General features: G+C 63.7%; 3 protein-coding genes and 1 pseudogene. 3 read left to right on the plus strand and 1 reads right to left on the minus strand.

The window, feature by feature from the left end; genetic code table 11:
• Nucleotides 1-445 (plus strand): annotated as a pseudogene (locus EN939_RS19540) (caspase family protein); the annotation flags it as partial.
• Between the two features lie 303 nt (nucleotides 446-748).
• The gene (locus EN939_RS19545) at nucleotides 749-1,348 is read left to right on the plus strand and encodes a TetR/AcrR family transcriptional regulator (protein ID WP_127269306.1); all 600 of its coding nucleotides are present in this window, start codon (nucleotides 749-751) and stop codon (nucleotides 1,346-1,348) included.
• 66 nt (nucleotides 1,349-1,414) lie between these two features.
• Here EN939_RS19545 and EN939_RS19550 read toward each other — a convergent pair whose 3' ends face one another.
• On the minus strand, nucleotides 1,415-2,332 hold the full coding sequence (locus EN939_RS19550) for a peptidylprolyl isomerase (protein ID WP_127269307.1): 918 nt from the start codon (nucleotides 2,330-2,332) through the stop codon (nucleotides 1,415-1,417).
• A gap of 268 nt (nucleotides 2,333-2,600) precedes the next feature.
• Here EN939_RS19550 and secA point away from each other — a divergent pair, with 268 nt between their 5' ends.
• Nucleotides 2,601-5,333, plus strand: a complete 2,733-nt coding sequence (secA, locus tag EN939_RS19555; protein WP_127269308.1) for a preprotein translocase subunit SecA — start codon at nucleotides 2,601-2,603, stop codon at nucleotides 5,331-5,333.
• Nucleotides 5,334-5,368: the final 35 nt, after the last annotated feature.

Here is a 5,368-nt window from a genome sequence, read left to right on the forward strand (position 1 = left end):
AAGGCCGGCCGCGGCGCCGGCGCCTTCAATGGAAGTGGCCGCACTTGAACGCTCTGTCGGCGACGACAAGGGATCGATCGAGAAATTCCTGCGCCAGGACTATCTGACGCCGGACACCGGGGCGATGAGCGAGACCGTCAAGCGGCTCTACGGCCCATCCGCCTTCATCTTCGGAACCCGCTACGACGCCGACGCCATCGTCAAGATCAAGGCCGACTGGTTCGCGCAGTGGGCCTCCTGGTCGCTAAGCATGGAGGCCGGCAGCCTGGAGGTCACTCCACAGGGCGAAGATCGCGCCGAGGCAGTCTTTGCGATGCGCTACGACTATCTTCCAAAGGACAGGTCGGCGGCACGCCTGACCGGCAAGGCGCGCGTCACGCTTGGGGTGGTCAAGGCCGGCGGCGGCTGGCGTATCGAATCCGAGACATCGCAGGCGATGCAGTAGGCGTGATCCCACGGCCAGCCGGGCAATTCAAGCTGGCGGCGCCTCATGGCGATAGGAATTTTTTCTTGACTCGGTGAGGGCAGCTATGCTACATTTTTGCCCATGGTGCTGATTTGCGCCAGTGACCCGCCGCCCGGCGGGTTTTTGCGTTTGGAGCTTCGCCAACCGACACGGCGGTAGACTTTCAGAGAATGAACTTAACCCCTGCCGCTACCATCCGTTCCCGAAGCTTGAAAACGCGCCGTTTCGTTTGAGCGTCGGGTCGCCTATATTGCCGGCGATAGTGTTGGCGAGGAGACAGAGATGGCCGAGGACGCCGATCCGGCGCGCAGATCGATCGGTGCGCGGCGCAACCCCGACAGCGCCGATGCCATTCTCGAAGCCGCCGAGGCCGTACTGGTCGAAGCCGGTTATGCCGGTTTCTCGATCGAGGCGGTGGCGCGGCGGGCCCGCGCCGGCAAACCCACCATCTATCGCTGGTGGCCGAGCAAGGCGGCATTGCTGCTTGAGGTCTATCAGCGCCAGAAGCGCGTCGAGGTTCCCGATACCGGGCGGCTGGAGGAGGATCTCGTCGGCTTCCTGAAAAACCTGTTCACCCACTGGCGCGAGACATCGTCGGGAAGCGTGTTCCGGTCGCTGATCGCCGAGGCGCAGTCGGACGAGACCGCTGCCGCGGCCCTTGCCGACTACTCGCTGGGCCGACGCTCCCATACCGGCCAGATCATCGAACGCGCCAAGGCAAGGGGCGAAATCCCGGCCGGCGTCGATTCAGCTGTTGTCGCAGACCTGATCGCCTCCTTCGCCTGGAGACATCTGTTGACCAACCGGCTCGACGAGGACGAAGCCGCCATCGGCAAGGCGGTCAACTACGTGATGCGAGGCATAGCGGCGCCCGCCCCTTAAAAAACGGCGATGAAAAAGGGCGCGGCAACCCCTGGCTGCCGCGCCCTTTTCAAAGAGCTATCAGTCTTACTTGGCGCTTTCCAGCGTATCGACCGTCTTCTTCAGGTTCGCGTCGGGGATCTCGATCTTGGCGCCGGCGCGCAGCGACTTGACCAGCGCAAAATATTTGTCGCGGATGACCGCCTGCTTGGCCTGGTCCTTGACGTCGTCGAAGGCCGGCGGCTGCTTGGTGCGCTTGTCCTCGAGCTTGATGACATGCCAGCCGAACTGCGACTGCACCGGCTGCTCGGTGTATTTGCCGACCTCGAGCGCGGAGGCCGCCTTGTCGAACTCCGGCACCATCTGGCCAGGTCCGAACCAGCCGAGATCGCCGCCGCTGGTCTTGCCCGAGGGATCGCTGGTGTGCTCGTTGGCGAGCTTCTGGAAGTCGGCGCCGCCGTCGAGCTGCTTGATGATGGCCTCGGCCTCTTCCTTCGTCTTCACGAGGATGTGACGGGCATGCAGCTCGTTGGTGGGCGGCGTGTTGGCGATTTCCTGGTCGTAGCGGGCGCGGACCTCGGCGTCGGTGACCTTGTCGACGACGCCCTTCTCGACCATCTCGCCATGCAGCGCGCGCTGCTGCAGGAAGGCCATGCGGCGCTGGAAGTCGGGATCCTTGTCGAGCCCTGACGTGACCGCCTGGGCGGCCATGACACGGATCTCGATGGCAGCCGAGAGCGCTGCGGCACGGCGCTGCTCGGGTGGCAATTGCGCGAACTGCTGTGACAATTCCCCTTCGGCAAGCACCAGATCGGCTTCGGTCAGGGGCTGGCCGTTGACCGTGGCGATAACCTTATTCGGATCGACCGGTGCCGCGGCTGGCGCTGCTGCATCCGCCGGGGCGGGAGCGGTTTGCTGCGCCATCAGCGGCGAGAGCGAAAGGGCCGACAGGCCGACGGCCAAGCCAAGGCTGGCGAGCGACGCGCGGCGGAACAACAGGGACATAGGGTGGACTCCGGTGGGGATTGTTAAGAGGGTGCTTCCAGATCGGCCAGATTGTGGCGGAATTTGGCGCAGCCAGCAGGGCCAGCGCGGCGTTGACATCAGTTGAGCCCCCTCTTATCTGTCCAACGACTTTGCGTCCAGAACCGTTTTCCGGGCGCTTTTTGTGTTTGCCAGTGTTCACTAATGTGTTCGCCAGTGTTCACGTGGAATTGATGGGGCCGGCCGGCGCTCATCTCAAGATTGAGAATTCTATCGAAAGGACCATTGGATGGTCAGTCTCGGCGGTCTCGCCCGTAAGGTTTTCGGTTCCTCCAACGACCGTCGGGTCAAATCGACCCGGCCCCGTGTCGAGGCGATCAACGCCATGGAAAACGAGATGCGGGCGCTCTCCGACGAGGAGTTGGTCGGCCGCACCGCGAAGTTCCGCCAGGACATAGCCAATGGCGCCACACTCGACGACCTGTTGGTGCCGGCCTTCGCCACCGCCCGCGAGGCAGCGCGCCGCGTGCTCGGCATGCGCCCCTTCGATGTCCAGCTGATCGGCGGCATGGTGCTGCACAATGGCGGTATTGCCGAGATGCGCACCGGCGAGGGCAAGACCCTGGTCGCGACGCTGCCGGTCTACCTCAATGCGCTCGCCGGCAAAGGCGTCCACGTCGTCACCGTCAACGATTACCTGGCCACCCGCGACTCCGAATGGATGGGCCGCGTCTACAAGTTCCTCGGCCTCTCGGTCGGCGTCATCGTCCATGGCCTGTCTGACGAGGAGCGCAGCGCCGCCTACGCCGCCGATGTCACCTACGCCACCAACAACGAGCTCGGCTTCGACTATCTGCGCGACAACATGAAATACGAGCGCGCCCAGATGGTGCAGCGCGGTCACAATTACGCGATCGTCGACGAAGTCGATTCCATCCTGGTCGACGAGGCGCGCACGCCGCTGATCATTTCCGGTCCGCTCGAGGACCGTTCGGAAATGTACAACACCATCGACACCTTCATCATCCAGCTGCAGCCGCAGGATTATGAGATCGACGAGAAGCAGAAGACCTCGATCTTCACCGAGGAAGGCACCGAGAAGCTCGAGAACCTTTTGCGCGATGCCGGCCTGCTCAAGGGCGAGTCGCTCTACGACGTCGAGAACGTCGCCATCGTCCATCACGTCAACAACGCGCTGAAGGCGCACCGGCTGTTCCAGAAGGACAAGGACTACATCGTCCGCAACGGCGAGATCGTCATCATCGACGAGTTCACCGGCCGCATGATGCCGGGCCGCCGCTATTCGGAAGGCCTGCACCAGGCGCTCGAAGCCAAGGAGCATGTGGCGATCCAGCCGGAGAACCAGACGCTGGCCTCCGTCACCTTCCAGAATTATTTCCGCCTCTACAAGAAGCTCTCCGGCATGACCGGCACGGCGCTGACCGAGGCCGAGGAATTCGGCAACATCTACGGTCTCGAAGTCACCGAGATCCCGACCAATCTGCCGGTCGTGCGCATCGACGAGGACGACGAGGTCTACCGGACGGTCGAGGAGAAATACAAGGCGATCGTGAGAGAGATCCGCGAAGCCAGCGCCAAGGGCCAGCCGACGCTGGTCGGCACCACTTCCATCGAAAAGTCCGAGCAGCTGGCCGAGCGCCTGCGCAAGGAAGGTTTTACCGATTTCGAAGTGCTGAACGCCCGCCATCACGAGCGCGAGGCGGCGATCGTCGCCCAGGCCGGCAAGCCCGGCGCCATCACCATCGCCACCAACATGGCCGGCCGCGGCACCGACATCAAGCTCGGCGGCAATGCCGAGATGCGCATCGAGGAAGAGCTCGGCGACATGCCGGCCGGACCCGAGCGCGAGGCGCGGGAAAAGGAAATCATTGCCGACATCGAGCGGCTGAAGGAAAAGGCGCTGGCCGCCGGCGGCCTCTACGTGCTGGCCACCGAACGCCACGAATCGCGCCGCATCGACAACCAGTTGCGCGGCCGTTCCGGCCGTCAGGGCGACCCCGGCCGCTCGAAATTCTTCCTGTCCCTGCAGGACGATCTGATGCGCATCTTCGGCTCCGAGCGCATGGACGGCATGCTGCAGAAGCTCGGCCTCAAGGAAGATGAGGCGATCATCCATCCGTGGATCAACAAGGCACTGGAAAAGGCGCAGAAGAAGGTCGAGGCGCGCAACTTCGACATCCGCAAGAACCTTTTGAAATATGACGACGTCTCCAACGACCAGCGCAAGGTGGTGTTCGAGCAGCGCATCGAGCTGATGGACGGCGAAGGCCTGTCCGAAACGATCGCCGAGATGCGCGAAGGCGTCATCGACGAGATCGTCGCCAAGGCCATTCCCGAAAACGCCTATGCCGAGCAGTGGAACGTTGCCGGGCTGAAGGCCGAGATCGCCGAGTTCCTCAACCTCGACCTGCCGGTCGAGGACTGGGCCAAGGAAGAGGGCATCGCCGAAGACGACATCCGCGAGCGCATCGGGCAGGCCGCCGAAGCCGCCGCCAAGGAGCGCGCCGAGCGTTTTGGCCCCGAGGTGATGAACTATGTCGAGCGCTCGGTTGTGCTGCAGACGCTCGATCATCTGTGGCGCGAGCACATCGTCAATCTCGACCATCTGCGTTCGGTCGTCGGCTTCCGCGGCTACGCCCAGCGCGATCCGCTGCAGGAGTACAAGGGCGAAGCATTCGAGCTGTTCCAGGCCATGCTGGGCAATCTGCGCCAGGCCGTCACCGCGCAGCTGATGCGCGTCGAACTGGTCCGCCAGGCCGCCGAAGCGCCGCCCCCGGAAGCCCCCGACATGTTCGGCACCCACATCGACGGCACCACCGGCGAGAACGACTTCGAAGGCGGCGAAACCGCCCTCCTGGTCCGCCCGGAGACAACCGCCGTCGTCGCTCCCGAGGACCGCGACCCCAACAACCAGGCCACCTGGGGCAAAGTCGGCCGCAACGAAGCCTGCCCCTGCGGTTCGGGGAAGAAGTACAAGCACTGCCACGGGGCGTTCGCGTAAGGGCGCGGCGCTTTTTTTCCCTTCTCCCCGTATAG

The sequence above is a fragment of the Mesorhizobium sp. M7A.F.Ca.CA.002.05.1.1 genome, from assembly GCF_003998335.1.
Taxonomy (GTDB): domain Bacteria; phylum Pseudomonadota; class Alphaproteobacteria; order Rhizobiales; family Rhizobiaceae; genus Mesorhizobium.